Below are 14348 nucleotides of genomic sequence, written 5' to 3'. Positions count from 1 at the left end.
AGCGCCCCCGGGCCGTTGTCTGCCGTCCACCAGGAAGGAGGAACGCTTCAATGGCCAAACGCATACTCTTCGTGCCCTTCGTCATGCCCGACGCCAATAACTTCCGGGACAACCGGGGCGAGCCCGGGACCCGGCCGGGGCTTTCATACACCAGCAAGAACAACAGCTGGATCAACAGCTATCAGGGAAAGAGATCCTCCGTGCTCGATGGCGAATGCCACGACATCTATCAGCTCTGGTACTGCCCTGGCTCCACGGGAAGCCCGATGCTGAGGGGCCTCGGCGAGGACGACCAGGTCTACATCCGGGGCCACTCGGTGGCCGGCATGAGAGGCATCTTCGACAACTGCACCCTCGATGAAAAAGGCAATCGGCTCAACGTGCAGCGGATCCTCGATAAGTCCAATCACCTGCTCAAGGTAACGGATGAGAACTACGCCGGCAGCCGCGCCAGGTACTTCGTCCTCAACGCCGACGAGGTGGCGCTGCGGTTGCAGGAAATGGGCCTGCCGAAGGGTTTCGCCGGCACCATCAAGTGCTACAACTGCCACAGCGCGGAGGGCGTTCAGAACTTCAGCCAATCACTGACGGATGAGCTCTACGACCTCGGCTACACCGCATGCAAGGTCTACGGCTATACCGGCGCGCTCAGCTCGATGTACGAGAACGCCCACAAGGAGAGCCTGCACGAACACCGGACCGTACGAGCCAGCGCCAATCGCGTGCGTATCTACCCGACGGCGCAGGCCGCCAGCTCATCCGGTGCACCGGGCGCCTCCAGCCCCGGGCAGTGACCCACGCTGCGAACCCCGCCCCAGACACGTCGGCCTTCCATCCGGGCGCCTTTCCAATCACCGATCCGTTGCTAACCTTGCTGCGCATCCGATCAATCGCAGCAAGGAACCGGACTCCGATGAAAAAGCGCTACACCCTCGACCAGGACGTGATCTGCCACATCTTCAAATCCGGCAAGCACACCAACAATCTGTCCGAGCCCAACGACGGCGCGGGCGGGCATGCGACCCACGACATCAAGAGCAAAATCACCGAGTACACCATCCTCGCCGTGCCCCAGGCAAAACAGGGCGAGCTGGCAGGCTGGGCGGGCAAGACGCTGTCCGAGCGCATCCTCTGCCCCTATCCCCACGTCGCCACCTTCAAGATCGGCACCCAGTCGTACAACAGCAAGTCGATGTTCCCCGGCACGGGCACCAAGGCCGAACTGATCAAGACCATCGAGCGCGCGCTCACCAGCGGCACCTCGGCGCACACCTACAACGGCTCGGCCAAGGTGAACGCGGCCAGTGGCAGAGCCTGGGTCGCGCCGGCGGACTTCAAGCGGCCGCTGTCGGACATGACGACGGAGAATGGCGACTACGTGGTCGGTCGCGCCAATGGCCTGCGCATCAAGGGCCAGAAGAAAGGCGCCGGTGGCGCCGGCCTGACCTCGGCCTTCCCCGACACCACCGGGTTCTACTGGGGCTGAGCCACTCCAACCCCCAGGGTGGACCACGCTTCAACGGTCCACCTCCCGGCAGCTCCGCCGGTGGATGGAAAGAGCAGCGCCTCGCCGATCACCCTGTTGCAAGGCACCCGAATCGCAGGGACGAATTCATTGGCTCTACCTGCGTCAAGTGTTGCTAGAAGCTTTATGGCCAAGCCGATTGCCGAGTTTTGCTGGTGGTTTCTGTTTCGCCTTGCCGGGCGAATCCCTTTTAATAATCGTCCAACAGCTGACGCAGACAGAACCCATTCATTCGCCAAGCAGCGCGCAGTGCTGCCCACTCGGTGCCTCATGCGGCCCCGCTGTCACTGCGCTGGTAGATGAAAAGAGCGTCATCCACCCTCTCCCGTGATAACCCTCACTCCTTACGCGCCCCCCATGAAAAAGCCCGACGCAGTCACCTGCATCGGGCCCGCCCGGCTGCTTTCCCTGCTACACGGACGAAAACCCGTTGTCGACGAACAAGTGCGCGCCGCTGACGAAGGAGGCCTCGTCGGAGGCCAGGAACAGCGCGGCCCGCGCCACTTCTTCCGGCTCGCACAGGCGACCCTGCTGGGCGGCGATGTCGGCTTCGCTGGCGTTGACGCCCATGGCCTGCAGCTCCTGCAGTTCGCGCATGCCGTGGGCGGTGCGGATGAAGCCCGGCGCCACGGCGTTGCAACGGATGCCACGGTCGCGGAACTCCACGGCTATGGCCCGGGCGAACATCTGGCAGGCGCCCTTGGTGGCGTTGTAGACCACCTCCCCCGGCGTCGCGTACTGGGCGGAGATGGACGAGGTGCAGACGATGCTGCCCTTGCCCTTGGCCAGCATCTGCGGCAGCACCGCGCGGGTCATCAGGAACATGCTCTTGACGTTGACCGCCATGAGCCAGTCCCACTCCTCTTCCTGCACCTCCAGGAAGGGCTTCACGATCAGCGTGCCGGCGTGGTTGAACAGCACGTCCGCCGGGCCCAGCGCGGCAAGGCTGGCGGCCACCGCCGCGGCCACCTGGTCGGCCTGGGACACGTCGGCGCCCAGGCCGATGGCGCGCCCGCCCTCGGCCTCGATCTGCGCCGCCAGGGCGCGTGCCGCCTCGGCATTGCGGTCGATGATGGCGACCGCCGCGCCCTCGCGGGCGAACAGCCGGCTGGCCGCCTCGCCGCAGCCACCGGCGCCCCCGCTGATGATCGCGACCTTGCCGTGCAGGCGTGGTTGGTTGGAAAGCATGGCAACTCCTGTTTCAAGGGCTTCGTAGGGGGCGTGACGAGGGCGCGAACCGGTCCCCGCCACGCGACGTGCATGGGGTTTGCCCGTGGGCGGCCTTCAGCGCGGGTGCCCGTCGCGCCCGCTGCTGACGGCGAAGGCCTCCTCCGGCGACAGCACCAGGCGATGGCGGCGGTAGAAGGCGAAGTAGGCCATGCCGACCAGGTACCAGGCGGCGGCGCCCAGGGCCGCCCATTTGTAGAGCGGGTCGAGGAACTGGTAGATCAGCGTGATCGCGGAAACCCCGATCACCACCAGCGCGCCGAGCACGCCGTAGGGGCTGCGGTAGGGGCGCGGCAGGTCCGGATGCAGGCGGCGCAGGCGGATGAAGGCGACGCTCTGCAGGATGTAGGAGATCATCCCGGCGAACACGATCATGCTGACCATGATCCCGCCCATCAGCGCGTTGTTCTCGCGGCCGAAGCCGAACCAGAACACCAGCAGGATCGTCAGCGCCAGTAGCGAGCCGGCCAGCAGGGCGAGGTTGGGCGTCTTGTGCACCGGGTGGGTGACCGACAGCGCGGTGGGCAGGTACCCGGCGCGGGACAGCGAATAGATGTTGCGCCCGGCGGCGAAGCTGCCGGCCAGGAAGGACGCCGCCAGGCCCAGCACCGCCACGGCCGAGAGGACCTTGCTGGCGGTGTGCCCGAAGATTTCGCGGAAGCCATCCAGCAGCGGCTCGCCCGAACTGCTCATGGCGAAGGCGCCACCCCCGAGGGACGCGCTGAAGAACAGCACGCCGATGGCCAGCGCCGCGAGGATGAGGATGCCGAACACCAGCGCACGCGGAACGTGGCGACTGGGGTCGTGGGACTCCTCGGCGGTCAGCGGCAACTGCTCGATGGCCAGGAACATGTAAACGCCGAAGGGCAGCGCCAGCATCACCCCGGTCAGGCCGAAGGGCAGCCAGGGCCCGTTGCCGCCGGCGACTTCCACCGGCGTACCGTCCGCACCCGATGCGAGGTTCAGCGCCTTGGCGGCGAAGTCGACATGGGGAATCGCCGTGGCGAAGAAGAACACCAGCACGCCGATGGCCGCGAGGGTGATCAGCACCACCACGCGCATCGACACGCCCAGCCCGCGCACCGAGAGCAGCAGCATGCAGGCATAGCCCACCAGCCACCACAGGGGCTGCCACTCCGGCGCGGTGCCGAAGATGGCAGAGAGGTAGGTGCCCATGAAGAACATGTTGCCGGCCGGCGCCAGGATGAACTCGATGTTCTCCGCCAACCCGGTGCTGAAGCCGCCCCAGGGCCCGAGCGTGGTGCGGGCGAAGGAATAGGCGCCCCCGGTGTGCGGCAGCGCGGCGGACATCTCGCCGATGGACGAGCACAGCAGCAGGTACATCACCGCGATGATCACGGTCGCCGCCAGCATGCTGCCGAAGCCCTGCGCCAGGCCCAGGTTCCAGCCCGAGTACTGCCCGGCGATCACCGCGCCCACGCCCAGCACCAGCAGGGTGAAGAACCCCGCATGGCGCTGCAGCGTGCGCTGCTCGAAATAGCCGGCGGACACGGCCTGGTAGCTGACACCCCCATTGCCCGCGCCGGACCGCTCCAGTGTGGTGCTCTCGTTCATCGCGCCCCTCCCCTCGTTCGGTTTCTTGTGATGGGTATGGGGCGATGGTCGGGGCAAATGGCGGGGATGGGTATGTCCCTAAAGGGACAGCCTGAAAAAGCAGCTGGAAGCTGGAAGCTGGAAGCTGGAAGAAAAAGCGGCTCTGGCTTCAAACTTCAAGCTTCAAGCTTCAAGCTTCAAGCTTCCGGCTTCTCCACCTTCCGGTTGATACCCCCACCCGCCCCGACTGGCGACCATTGAGTCCTCATCCACACAACGAGGACCGTTCCATGACCACCCAATCCGACTGGATCACCGTAGGTGCGCTGGCCGAAGGCTTTGCGCCCGAGGCGTTCATCCTGCCCAACCTGGCCGATCTCGACGGCAGGCGCTTCGACCTGCAGTTCGACAACGGCTGGAGCATTGCCCATGCGTTCGCCGACGGCCACCTGGACTGGGCGCTGGCCGACGGGTCATCCAGTGGCCGTTCGCCCTATCGCGCCACGTCGGTGCGCCCGGGCATCTACCTGGTGGATTTCATCAAGGAGGAGTTCGGCCAGCAGTGGTCGGTGAGCCTGGTGCTGGACTCCGGCGCCGCCGCCTTCACCGCCGTGCTCGGCCGCCTGCCCGATGCCGCCGCCACCCGCGAAGGCCTGTATGGCCGGGCGCTGGCCGGCAAGAGCCTGACCGGCGTCGAGGTGCAGTTCTTCCATGGCACCCTCGACCGCCCCTTCCAGCCGGGCGCCTGCCCCCATGCGGCGAGCACCGAGCTGGTGGGGCTGCGCAACCGCTACCGCTACAGCCCCACCGAGGTCTACGAACACATCTACCTCAACGAGAACTACTACAGCTGGCAGTGCCTGGCGGGCGTCGAGAAGGGCCTGTGCGACACCGACCGCTGCCATTACTACAAGATCGCCGATGAGCTGTACCTGTTCGTCTGGCGCGAGAAGATCGTGCCCACCCTGGGCGTGGTGATGATCGACCTCAAGGCCCACCGCAGCGACGGCAAGATCTTCGGCTACGCCGATGGCGAGTTCGGCGCCCTCTCCAACTTCCCCGTCGCCTCCCATTGCGATGTGCTCAACCGCACGGTGCATGGCGATGCGTGAGCGCACGGTGGTGATCACCGGCGCCGGCACCGGCATCGGTGAAGCCTGCGCCCGACGCCTCGGGGCCGAAGGCGCCAACCTGGTGCTGATCGGCCGCCGGCGCGAGCCATTGGAGAGGGTCGCCGCCGAGACGGGCGGCCTGGTACTGGTGGGCGACGCCGCCAGCAGCGCTGACTGGGCCGGCTTCGTCGCCGCCACCCGCGAGCGTTTCGGCGGCATCGACGCCCTGCTCGCCTGCGCCGGCGGCCACGGCCTGGGCAGCGCCACCGACACCAGCGACGACGCCTGGCAGGCCGCCATGCGCGGCAACCTCGACACCGCCTTCCACAGCGCCCGCGCCTGCCTGCCGTCGCTGCTGGAGCGGCGCGGCAGCATCGTCCTGCTCGGCTCCATCGCCTCCCTGGCGGCGGGGCCGGAGGTGTGCGGCTACACCACCGCCAAGCATGCGCTGCTCGGTCTCACCCGCTCGCTCGCGCGGGACTACGGGCCGCAAGGCGTGCGGGTCAACTGCGTGTGCCCCGGCTGGGTGCGCACGCCCATGGCCGACGAGGAGATGCAGCCGCTGATGCGCCACTACGAAGAGAGCCTCGACGCCGCCTATGCACGGGTCACGGCCGAGGTACCGTTGCGCCGCCCGGCGCAGGCGGAGGAAATCGCCGCGCTGTGTCGCTTCCTGATCAGCGACGAGGCCTCAATCCTCACCGGCGCCACCCTGGTGGCCGACGGCGGTTCCAGCATCGTCGACCTGCCCACCCTCGCCTACGAACGCATGGGGGACACGCCATGAAGAACGCCTTCGACTTCACCGGGCGCCGCGTGCTGGTCACCGGCGGCGCCCAGGGCATCGGCCGCGCCATCGTCGAAGGCTTCGCCGCCTGCGGGGCGCACGTGCTGATCGCCGACCTGCAGCAGGTGCCGGCCGAAGCCCTGGCGCGATCGCTGCGCGATGGCGGCTGCGACGTGAGCGCCGTCACCCTCGACCTCGCCGACCGCGACGCCACCCTGCAGCTGCTCGCCGGCCTCCCCCGGCTCGATGTGCTGGTGCATAACGCCGGCTACTTCCCGCTGACGCCGCTGCTGGAGATCGGCCCGGCATTGCTGGAGCGCACCCTGGCGGTGAACCTCGGCGCGCTGTTCTGGCTCACCCAGGGCGCCCTGCCCTTGTTCCGGCGCCAGGGCGGGGGCTGCGTGCTGGTCACCTCCTCGGTGACCGGGCCCCGGGTGGCCTACCCGGGACTGACCCACTACGCGGCGTCCAAGGCCGGGGTCAATGGCTTCATCCGCAATGCGGCGCTGGAGCTGGCCCCCGAGGGCGTGCGGGTCAACGGCGTGGAACCGGGGATGATCCGCACCCCGGCCATGGGCAACCTCGGCGATGCCGGCCACGCCACCGCCATCGCCCGGGGCGTGCCCCTGGGGCGCCTCGGGGAGCCTGGCGACATCGCCGCCGCCATGCTGTTCCTCGCCTCGGACCAGGCGTCCTACATCACCGGCCAGACCCTGGTGGTGGATGGCGGCGCGACGCTCCCGGAAACCCTCGCGGCCACCGCCGGCTGAACGCCCAAGGCCAGGGCCGGCGGGGGTCCCCGGCCTATCCTGCATCTGTAGGATGGTGACCCCCGCAAGCCTTGGCGATACTCGCTCCAGGCCCTGCCCCGTCACCCCGACACCGGCCACCCACTGATGACTGAGAGCCGCTCGCCGGCTCCGACAAGAACAACAAAGTCGCAGAGAGGTACCCCCATGAGCCAGATCGACGAACACCTCATCCCCGCCTGTCGTTTCGCCGCCTTCAATGGCTGCGTGCTGGACCTGCAACGCCTGGCCCAGGAACAGCCTCTCGCCCGTTTCCATCGTCATGCCCTGCAGCGCCTGCAGGCGTTGCTGGCTTTCGACAAGGCCTGGTGGGGACACGCGGCGATGGTCGCCGACCTGCCTGAGGAGCGCAGCTCTCAGGTGTTCGGCCTGCCCACGAGCTATGTCGAGGACTGGCAATCGATCCGCGAGCAGGACATCACCATCGGCCTGGTGCAGTCCCGGCCGGGCCGCGCGGTGATCGTCGACAGCCAGGCCACGGACACCCCCGCCGGTCTGCGCTGGCTGGGCCGCAAGCACGGCTTCGGCGAATTCCTCTGTGTGATCCACATCGACCCGCAGACCCAGCTCAGCGTGCACCTGACGCTCTACCGCCGCCCGGACGCGCCGCGTTTCGGGGAAGAGGAACGCTTCCTGCTCGACCAGGTGATGCCGCACCTGCTGGCCGCCGAGGGCGCCAACCAGATCCGCGCCCTGGTGGCCCTGCGCGAGACCCTCGACGGGCCGAACACCCTGGCGCTCGCGGTATGCGACCGCCAGGGCACGCTGCACTATGCCGAGCACGGTTTCGTCGAGCGCCTGCTGCTGGAATGGCCGCGCTGGAACGGTCCGCACCTGCCCCAGGCGGTCGGCGCCGCCGGCTACCGCGGCCAGCACCTGCAGCTGGACGCCACCGAGGTGGGCCACCTGCTCCTGCTCAGCGCCCGCCCGCGCACCGCCCTGGCGCAGCTCAGCGCCCGCGAGGCCGACGTCGCCGAGCGCTTCGGCGGCGGCAGCACCTACAAGGAGATCGCCCGCGACCTGGGCCTGGCGCCGAACACCGTGCGCCATCACATCCGCAGCATCTACGACAAGCTCGGCGTCAACGGCAAGGCGGGCATCGCCCACCTGCTGCACCACACCCCCGGCTAATCCCAACCGCTCCCCGGCTCCACCTCCACCCGCCCTGAAGAAGGCGGGACGGGGAGCCTTTTGCCTGCACTCACCATCCGCCAGAGGAACCCTGCACATGCACAGCCGCCATTCGCCCCTGCTCCCTCAGGTCGTCGCCCTCGCCGTCGCGCTCGCCGCCACCAGCGTCCAGGCCGCCGACCTCAACGCCCGCGACTTCGTCTCCGCACCGGTGGGCACGGTGCTGGGCGTCGGCTACCTGCCGCTGACCCGCGCCAACGACTACCACGGCGCGGGCGACAGCACCGGCAAGGCCGACCTCTCGGTCAACGCCTTCGCCTGGCGCCAGCTGATCTTCACCGACATCTGCGGCACCCTGTGCACGCCGCAGTTCATCGTGCCCTACGTGGACGTCGACATCCGCGCGCCGGGCGCCGCCAGCCGCAGCAGCGAGCGCGGCCTGGGCGACCCGCAGGTGGGCGGCACGCTGTTCTTCATCAACGACCCGCAATCACGCACCTACAGCGGCCTGCTGACCATGCTCACGGTGCCGGTGGGCGAGTACCACGGACGCAACCCCGACGCCTCCCCGGGCGCCAACCGCTGGGCCCTGCACCTCAACTACAACTACACCCAGGGCGTGGGCGAGAAGTGGATGCTGGAGGCCAACCTCGAAGCCCAGCTCTACGGCAAGAACGACGACTACTTCGGCCAGGACCTGGAGCAGAAGCCGCTCTACCGCCTGCAAGCCTTCGCCTCCTACGACTTCACCCCCAGCACCTACGGCGCCCTGCGCCTGATCCACGCCGACGGCGGCGAGCTGGAGCTCAATGGCCGCACCCTCGACGACACCCACCAGCGCTACACCCAGCTCGGCTTCGAAGTGGGCCACTGGCTGGACCCGCGCAACCAGGTGCTGCTGGGCCTGACGCGCAACGTCGCCACCGAGAACGCCTTCGAGCAGAACAACCTGCTGCTGCGCTTCGTCCATGTCTTCTGAGGGCATCGCCATGACCACCGCCACCCCTGCGGGGCTGCCCCGCACCCGCCTGCTGGCCATCGTGCTGTTCGCCGCCATCGTCCCCTGCGTGCTGATGGCGGCACCGGCCATCGCCACCCAGTACGCCCTCCAGCTCGGCCTCGGCCCGGCGCAGATCGGCCAGCTGTTCTCCGCCGAACTGGCCGCCATGAGCCTGGCCACCCTGCCCGCCTACCTCTGGCAGCCACGCCTGGACTGGCGACGGGTGGCGCGCGCTGCGGCGCTCCTGTTCATCGTCGCCAACCTGGCCTCGGCCTGGGCGAGCGCCTTCCATCCGCTGATGGCGCTGCGCGTGGTCAGCGCCCTGGCCGGCGGCACGCTGATGGTGCTGTGCATCGCCAGTGCCGCGCAGAGCCGGGACCGGGACCGCGTCTATGGCCTCTGGGTCATGGGCCAGCTGGTGCTCGGCGCCGCCGGCCTGTGGCTGCTGCCACCGCTGTTCGCGCGCTTCGGCCTGCAGGCGCTGTACCTGGGCCTGGCCCTGCTGATGCTGCTGTGCCTGCCGCTGGCGGGGAGCTTCCAGGGCATGGCCGCGAGCACCCGGGCGCAGGTGAGGGAACGCGGCGGCCTGGGCTGGCGCGCGCTGCTGGCGCTGTTCGCGGTGCTGGTGTTCTACGTCGGGCTCAGCGGCGTATGGACCTTCATCGGCAGCATCGCCAGCGCCGCGGCCATCGACCCGGCCAGCAGCGGGCGCATCCTCGCCATCGCCACCCTGCTGGGCATCGCCGGCTCCGCCTGTGCCGCGCTGATCGGCCAGCGCTGGCCGCGCGGGACGATGCTGCTGCTCGGCTACGCCCTGATGACCGGCGCCGTGCTGCTCCTGCTCGATGAGCCCGGCCTCGCGCGCTTCGCCACCGCAGCCCTGGTGTTCAAGTACACCTGGACCTTCGCCCTGCCCTTCATCCTCGCCTGCCTGGCCGATCTGGACCGCGACGGCCGCCTGATGAACACCACCAACCTGCTGATCGGCGGCGGCCTCGCCCTGGGCCCGGCCATCGCCGGCCCGCTGTTGGAGAGCAGCGTCGGCATGCGCGGCGTCCTGCTACTCAGCGCCACCTGCCTGCTGCTGTCCTTCGCCGCCCTCAGCTTCAGCCGCCTGCGCGGCACCGCGCCCACCCCTTCCCTCGACGACAACGGAGTCCAACCATGAGCCGCCGTACCGCCTTCTTTTCCGATGAACTCTGCTTCTGGCACAGCGCCGGCATGCACGCCCTGACCCTGCCCGTGGGCGGTTGGGTGCAGCCGCCGGCCGCCACGGGCTTCGCCGAATCCCCCGAGTCCAAGCGCCGGCTGAAGAGCCTGCTGGATGTTTCCGGCCTCTCCCACCAGTTGCTGCAGCGCGGCGCGGAGCCGGCCACGCACGAGGACCTGCTGCGCGTCCACCCGGCGCATTACCTGGAGCGTTTCAAGGCCATGAGCGATGCCGGCGGCGGCGAGCTGGGCAGCGAGGCGCCCATCGGCCCGGGCAGCTACGAGATCGCCAGGCTCTCCGCCGGCCTGGCCATCGCCGCCGTCGACTGCGTGCTGCGCGGCGAAGCGGACAACGCCTACTCGCTGTCGCGTCCGCCGGGCCATCACTGCCTCGCCGACCAGGCCATGGGGTTCTGTTTCCTCGCCAATATCCCCATCGCCATCGAGGCCGCGCGGGTGAAGCACGGCCTGCGCCGGGTCGCGGTGATCGACTGGGACGTGCACCACGGCAACGGCACCCAGTCGATCTACGAGGAGGACGACGAGGTGCTGACCCTCTCGCTGCACCAGGAGAACTGCTACCCACCGGGCTACAGCGGCGCGGAGGATCGGGGGCGCGGCGAGGGCCTGGGCAGCAACATCAACATCCCCCTGCCGGCCGGCAGCGGGCATGACGCCTACCTGCACGCCATGCGTCGTATCGTGCTGCCGGCGCTACAGCGCTTCCGCCCGGAGCTGATCGTGGTCGCCTGCGGCTACGACGCCAATGCCGTGGACCCGCTGGCGCGCATGCTGCTGCACAGCGACTCGTTCCGGGAGATGACGGCGCTGCTGCGCGAGGCAGCGGATGCGCTCTGTGGTGGGCGCCTGGTGCTAGTGCACGAGGGCGGCTACGCGGAAGCCTACGTGCCCTTCTGTGGCCTGGCGGTGATGGAGGAACTGGCGGGGGTGCGCACTGCGGTGGAGGACCCGATGCTGACCTTCATCCAGCTGCAGCAACCGGGCGAGGCCTTCGCCGGCTTCCTGCGTGACCAGGTGGAGAACCTGGCCACGCGGCTGGGCTAGCCGATGGGGCGGCCGTCAGAACCCGGCGGCCGCCTGCATCAATGCACCGGCGCGGTAGTCCTTGGGCGAGCGGTCGAAGTGTTTCTTGAACGAGCGGCTGAAGTGCGCCGAGTCGGTGAAGCCCCACTTGTAGGCGATCGAGGTGATGGACTCACCCTTGAGGATGGGGTTGGCCAGGTCGTCGGCGCTGCGCTTCAGGCGTGAGCGCTGGATGTAGCGGCAGACGCTGTCACCCTCCTCCTCGAACAGCCGGTACAGGTGGCGCACCGAGATGTCCAGGCGATTGGCCAGGGCCAGGGGCGTGAGGTTGGGCTGGGACAGCGACTCGTCGATGATCTTCTGCACGTAGCTGCGCAGGTTGGCGCCCTGCAACGATTCGCTCGATGCGGCTTGCGCGCGGTCCTGGCCCAGCGCCGGCTCCAGCAGGGAGATGAAGGCATTCTCCAGGGCCTCGCTTTCGGCGTCATCCGAGGCGGCCTGCTCGCGGCACAGCTGGTCCATCAGCAAGTGGAGCATCTTGCCGCTGGCACGGCTGGAGGAAATCTTGCCGAACTTGGCCTGCTTGGACTTGAACGCCCGCTCCACCGCCACCCGGGGCAGGTGCAGGGACGCGTGGTCGATGAGGCCGAAGGGGGTGATCTCGCAGGCGCCCACCGAATCCATCAGCAGCAGTTCGCCAGGCGCCAGGTCGATGCTGACGCCACCCTGCATCACACGGGAGAAACCGCTGCGCTGGCTGATCAGGAAGCAGTGGCGATCGTCATCGCGGTCGGCCTTGAGGGAAGCGCGTGAAATGAGCCCGGCATTGGTGCGCAGGTGCGCCATGGTGAGGCCGGAATGGCACTGCGAGGAGATCTCGCCGATGAACAGCGAACGGCTGGTCGCCAGCCGGGTCTCGAACCTGCCACAGATGGACTGCAGCGCCGCCTGCCAGTCTTCCAGACCGCCACGAGCTTCTTGAGCACGCATACGAACCTCCGGAGTTGTCTTGTTTTTGTTGCGAGATTGTTAACATGTTATCTATGCGAGCGCAACAAGGACTCCCACGGCTTCTGCGAATGCAGATTTGGTGCCAGCCGCTCCGGCTGGCGCGGATTGCCCGGGGCTGGGCGGCTGCCCGGCAACGCGATTCCCGGCGCCTCTTAAACATCCACGCCCTTGGGACGTGGCTTTGCTTTTGGCGCCCTAGAAGGACCGCAACCAGACCTCGGAGCATGCAGCCGCCGCTCACTCCGGACGCAGGGTGTGCTGCGCGCACCTCGGACTCGCCGGCAGCACCGCGCGGAGGTGCGCACGGTGTTCAGCCGGGGGGCATAGGTGACAGGTGTCGGGAGACATAGGTAACGCATTTAGGCTTACGGGATCCGTCGAATGAGGAGTTCGAGCGATGCCGTGGCAGGAGTGCACCACCATGTCGATAAGACGCGAATTCGTGTTGTTGGCCGAGCATCCACAAAGCAACATCCGGGAGCTCTGTCGACGCTACGGCATCAGCCAGCCGGCCTATGCCCAGCAGGAGCAGGCCACCAGGCCGCGCAAGGCGACCCGGGAGAAGATCGCCAGCGCCCTCGGCATCGCCCCGCAGCTGCTTGACCTCTGAAACGAAAAGCCCCGGCACTGGCCGGGGCTTTCTCGATGGTCTCGCTGCGCCTCAGCGGGCCAGCACCGCCAGCACGATGACCAGCAGGACGATGCCGCCGGCGATCACCAGGGCCTGGGTGCCCGAGCGCTCCTTGCGGGTGCCCCGGCCCCTCTTCGGGTGGGCGGTGCCCATGCCCGGCTTGAGGCCGGCGGTCCTGGGGCCCTTCATCTTGTGCGATGCCATGAATCACTCCTTGTTGAATAACGACACGCCAAGAACCTAGCACCCGCCCGTCACCCACTCCAGCCCCGCAGCGTTTGCCGCCATCGCGCCAGCCTGCATAATCCCGCCTCATGCCCCAGCCAGGGAACCGCCCCGGATGCCCACCAAAGCCCCGATCACCCGTGCCTACTGCGTCCAGCTGGACGAGGTGCTGTCCATCGCCGAAGCCCGGCGGGCGTTCTTCTCCCTGCCCGAGCCACGCAGCCGCTTCGACTTCCTGTGCTCCTGCGAGGCCTGCCGCGCGCTGGGCACCAAGGTCACCGCCGCCAACTACGACAAGCAGCCGAACGAGACCTACAAGGCCGCGCACTTTCGCGAGAACCCGCACTCGGCCCATGCGCCCGATTGCGAATGGATGGCCGACGAGGAGGACGAGGACGCCGAAGGCAGGCTGCCCGGCGAGAGCGAGGCCGAGGCCCGGCAGCGCCACGCCCGGCGCAAGCTGCACGACTACATCGACGTGTTCGAGCCCCCGGTCGAACGGGCCAGGCCCAGCGTCGAGAAGCCCGACACGCCGACCGCCCCCGCGCGCAAGCCCGCCGGCACCCCAGAGGAATCCCCGGCCCCAAGCACCGAGAAGAAGGCGATCAACCAGCGCACCAACAGCCTGGAGCGCCTGGTGGAGTGCTACCGGCAGGCACGGCTGGAGCTTGGCGACGAGGAGTTCAAGGCCATGCGCCTGCGCGTGGTGGGTGAAGGCGAGATGCCGCTGGGCGCGTACTTCAAGGCGATCAAGTACGCCAGGCTGGGCAACGCCAACCGGGTGCTGCAGGGCGGCGCGCTGCTGGTGGACCGCTACGGCAGCGGCTTCAAGCTGAAGTTCTACGACCGGATCGATAACAAGCCGGTGTTCCTCTACATCTCCAAGGAACAGATGGACGCCTACCGCTTCAAGGGCTACCTGGACGGTTTGCTGAGGGAAGAAGTCGACTACTTCCGCGTCTACGCCATCGGCGAACTGGCGCTGTCCCCCAGCGGCAAGAGCGTTGACCTCAGGGTCGCCGACCTGCGCCAGCTGGTGCTGATCCCGGGCATGAAGAAGGCCCCCGCGACAGGGGCCTGAAG

At 68.2% G+C, this 14348-nt stretch carries 14 protein-coding genes and 1 pseudogene; 11 read left to right on the top strand and 4 right to left on the bottom strand.

Translation table 11 applies throughout. The features are described from left to right. The first annotated feature begins 50 nt into the window (after positions 1-50). Both PHLH3_RS14465 and PHLH3_RS14460 read left to right on the top strand, forming a co-directional pair. Entirely contained in the window at positions 51-794 is a 744-nt protein-coding gene (locus tag PHLH3_RS14465) for a hypothetical protein (protein ID WP_213630124.1), read from the top strand. A 119-nt stretch (positions 795-913) separates the two neighbouring features. Next, entirely contained in the window at positions 914-1486 is a 573-nt protein-coding gene (locus tag PHLH3_RS14460) for a hypothetical protein (protein WP_213630122.1), read from the top strand. A gap of 450 nt (positions 1487-1936) precedes the next feature. Here the strand turns inward: PHLH3_RS14460 and PHLH3_RS14455 are convergent, their stop codons facing one another. Together PHLH3_RS14455 and PHLH3_RS14450 are read right to left on the bottom strand one after the other, a co-directional pair. Further along, a complete protein-coding gene (locus PHLH3_RS14455; protein ID WP_213630120.1) occupies positions 1937-2713 on the bottom strand; it encodes an SDR family oxidoreductase in 777 nt (258 codons plus the stop codon). Between the two features lie 96 nt (positions 2714-2809). Further along, positions 2810-4327 carry an amino acid permease gene (locus PHLH3_RS14450; protein WP_213630119.1) on the bottom strand — a complete coding sequence of 506 codons (1518 nt, stop codon included), beginning with the start codon at positions 4325-4327 and terminating at the stop codon, positions 2810-2812. Positions 4328-4596: 269 nt separating this feature from the next. On the opposite strand from PHLH3_RS14450, the gene PHLH3_RS14445 reads away from it, so the two are divergent. From PHLH3_RS14445 to PHLH3_RS14415, 7 genes are all read left to right on the top strand, one after another. After that, positions 4597-5418 (top strand): molybdenum cofactor biosynthesis F family protein, encoded by an 822-nt coding sequence (locus tag PHLH3_RS14445; protein ID WP_213630116.1) that lies wholly within the window; start codon positions 4597-4599, stop codon positions 5416-5418. Then, positions 5411-6205, top strand: a complete 795-nt coding sequence (locus PHLH3_RS14440) for an SDR family oxidoreductase (protein ID WP_213630114.1) — start codon at positions 5411-5413, stop codon at positions 6203-6205. Before PHLH3_RS14445 ends, PHLH3_RS14440 begins: the two co-directional genes overlap by 8 nt. Next, a complete protein-coding gene (locus PHLH3_RS14435) occupies positions 6202-6975 on the top strand; it encodes an SDR family oxidoreductase (RefSeq protein WP_213630112.1) in 774 nt (257 codons plus the stop codon). The genes PHLH3_RS14440 and PHLH3_RS14435 overlap by 4 nt, the downstream gene beginning before the upstream one ends. Before the next feature lie 186 nt (positions 6976-7161). Next, positions 7162-8145, top strand: a complete 984-nt coding sequence (locus PHLH3_RS14430) for a helix-turn-helix transcriptional regulator (protein WP_213630111.1) — start codon at positions 7162-7164, stop codon at positions 8143-8145. A gap of 97 nt (positions 8146-8242) precedes the next feature. Next, entirely contained in the window at positions 8243-9124 is an 882-nt protein-coding gene (locus PHLH3_RS14425; RefSeq protein WP_213630109.1) for a transporter, read from the top strand. Next, on the top strand, positions 9114-10313 hold the full coding sequence (locus tag PHLH3_RS14420) for an MFS transporter (RefSeq protein WP_213630107.1): 1200 nt from the start codon (positions 9114-9116) through the stop codon (positions 10311-10313). Before PHLH3_RS14425 ends, PHLH3_RS14420 begins: the two co-directional genes overlap by 11 nt. Beyond that, on the top strand, positions 10310-11419 hold the full coding sequence (locus PHLH3_RS14415) for a class II histone deacetylase (RefSeq protein WP_213630105.1): 1110 nt from the start codon (positions 10310-10312) through the stop codon (positions 11417-11419). The genes PHLH3_RS14420 and PHLH3_RS14415 overlap by 4 nt, the downstream gene beginning before the upstream one ends. A gap of 15 nt (positions 11420-11434) precedes the next feature. Here PHLH3_RS14415 and feaR read toward each other — a convergent pair whose 3' ends face one another. Further along, on the bottom strand, positions 11435-12388 hold the full coding sequence (gene feaR / locus PHLH3_RS14410; protein ID WP_213630103.1) for a transcriptional regulator FeaR: 954 nt from the start codon (positions 12386-12388) through the stop codon (positions 11435-11437). A gap of 418 nt (positions 12389-12806) precedes the next feature. On the opposite strand from feaR, the pseudogene PHLH3_RS30415 reads away from it, so the two are divergent. Beyond that, a pseudogene (locus PHLH3_RS30415) lies at positions 12807-12923 on the top strand (IS481 family transposase); the annotation flags it as partial. A 147-nt stretch (positions 12924-13070) separates the two neighbouring features. Here PHLH3_RS30415 and PHLH3_RS14400 read toward each other — a convergent pair. After that, the gene (locus PHLH3_RS14400) at positions 13071-13244 is read right to left on the bottom strand and encodes a hypothetical protein (RefSeq protein WP_213630101.1); all 174 of its coding nucleotides are present in this window, start codon (positions 13242-13244) and stop codon (positions 13071-13073) included. Positions 13245-13380: 136 nt separating this feature from the next. Between PHLH3_RS14400 and PHLH3_RS14395 the strand changes: the two genes are divergently transcribed. Further along, positions 13381-14346, top strand: coding sequence for an ATPase (locus tag PHLH3_RS14395; RefSeq protein WP_213630099.1), 966 nt, complete (start codon positions 13381-13383; stop codon positions 14344-14346). The last annotated feature ends 2 nt before the right edge of the window (positions 14347-14348 follow it).

The organism is Pseudomonas sp. Pc102, assembly GCF_018408275.1.
GTDB lineage: Bacteria > Pseudomonadota > Gammaproteobacteria > Pseudomonadales > Pseudomonadaceae > Metapseudomonas > Metapseudomonas tohonis.
The sequence above is the reverse complement of the archived record's forward strand: the minus strand, read 5'-3'. Positions and strand labels throughout refer to the sequence as shown.

Coding starts and splice junctions, on each gene's coding strand:
- PHLH3_RS14465 (WP_213630124.1), top strand. CDS start 51: ATGGCCAAACGCATACTCTTCGTGCCCTTCGTCATGCCCGACGCCAAT.
- PHLH3_RS14460 (WP_213630122.1), top strand. CDS start 914: ATGAAAAAGCGCTACACCCTCGACCAGGACGTGATCTGCCACATCTTC.
- PHLH3_RS14455 (WP_213630120.1), bottom strand. CDS start 2,713: ATGCTTTCCAACCAACCACGCCTGCACGGCAAGGTCGCGATCATCAGC.
- PHLH3_RS14450 (WP_213630119.1), bottom strand. CDS start 4,327: ATGAACGAGAGCACCACACTGGAGCGGTCCGGCGCGGGCAATGGGGGT.
- PHLH3_RS14445 (WP_213630116.1), top strand. CDS start 4,597: ATGACCACCCAATCCGACTGGATCACCGTAGGTGCGCTGGCCGAAGGC.
- PHLH3_RS14440 (WP_213630114.1), top strand. CDS start 5,411: ATGCGTGAGCGCACGGTGGTGATCACCGGCGCCGGCACCGGCATCGGT.
- PHLH3_RS14435 (WP_213630112.1), top strand. CDS start 6,202: ATGAAGAACGCCTTCGACTTCACCGGGCGCCGCGTGCTGGTCACCGGC.
- PHLH3_RS14430 (WP_213630111.1), top strand. CDS start 7,162: ATGAGCCAGATCGACGAACACCTCATCCCCGCCTGTCGTTTCGCCGCC.
- PHLH3_RS14425 (WP_213630109.1), top strand. CDS start 8,243: ATGCACAGCCGCCATTCGCCCCTGCTCCCTCAGGTCGTCGCCCTCGCC.
- PHLH3_RS14420 (WP_213630107.1), top strand. CDS start 9,114: ATGTCTTCTGAGGGCATCGCCATGACCACCGCCACCCCTGCGGGGCTG.
- PHLH3_RS14415 (WP_213630105.1), top strand. CDS start 10,310: ATGAGCCGCCGTACCGCCTTCTTTTCCGATGAACTCTGCTTCTGGCAC.
- feaR (WP_213630103.1), bottom strand. CDS start 12,388: ATGCGTGCTCAAGAAGCTCGTGGCGGTCTGGAAGACTGGCAGGCGGCG.
- PHLH3_RS14400 (WP_213630101.1), bottom strand. CDS start 13,244: ATGGCATCGCACAAGATGAAGGGCCCCAGGACCGCCGGCCTCAAGCCG.
- PHLH3_RS14395 (WP_213630099.1), top strand. CDS start 13,381: ATGCCCACCAAAGCCCCGATCACCCGTGCCTACTGCGTCCAGCTGGAC.